The organism is Vibrio sp. 1288, from assembly GCF_033344475.1.
In genome coordinates this window covers 1-835 of sequence record NZ_JAWPOX010000309.1, presented here as the reverse complement: position 1 = coordinate 835, position 835 = coordinate 1, and the positions used below count along the sequence as shown (strand labels likewise).

The following is an 835-nucleotide window of genomic DNA, read 5'->3' as shown; positions in this document are numbered from 1 at the left end:
GTCGATAAATACTGATGAAACGACTTGGCAGACGTTTAAACGTCTTTGGCAATTTATCCGCCTTTACAAGTCTGGCCTTATCGTTGCCGTCATTGCATTAGTGATTAATGCTATCTCTGATACTTATATGATTTCCCTACTAAAACCGCTTCTCGATGAAGGTTTTGGTAATGCGGATTCTGATTTTCTACGTACACTTCCTTTAATTATATTTGTCATGATGTTCATTCGTGGCACGAGTGGTTTTGTCTCCACGTATTGTTTGAGTTGGGTTTCTGGCAATGTGGTGATGCTAGTACGACGCATGGTGTTTAATCACTTTATGCACATGCCTGTATCGTACTTTGACAAAGAAAAAACGGGTAACTTGCTTTCTCGAATCACTTACGATTCAGAGCAAGTCTCTGCGGCGACGAGCCAAGCGTTAGTGAGCATCGTACGTGAAGGCGCAAGCATTATTGGTTTGCTTGTTCTGATGTTTTACAACAGCTGGCAGTTGTCATTAGTGCTGTTTGCTGTAGCGCCTGTGGTTGCTTGGGGTATTGGTGTCGTTTCTAAGCGATTCAGAAAAATCTCTAAGAACATGCAAACGATGATGGGTAATGTGACCGCATCGGCTGAGCAAATGTTAAAAGGGCACAAAGTCGTATTGAGCTACGGTGGTCAAGACATTGAACGTCAACGTTTTGATAAAGTCAGCAACCAAATGCGTCAACAAAGCATGAAGTTGGTAACGGCTCAGGCTGCGGCAAACCCAACCATTCAAATGATTGCATCATTTGCGATTGTTGCTGTTCTATATCTCGCAAGCATTGATTCAATCAAAGAGCAGTTG

Annotated in this window: 1 protein-coding gene; it reads left to right on the top strand. The window is 42.6% G+C overall.

Annotated features, from left to right (window positions below; genetic code table 11):
- The coding region (locus R8O11_RS26425) for an ABC transporter transmembrane domain-containing protein (RefSeq protein WP_412035078.1) at positions 1 to 835 on the top strand (835 nt) is incomplete at both ends.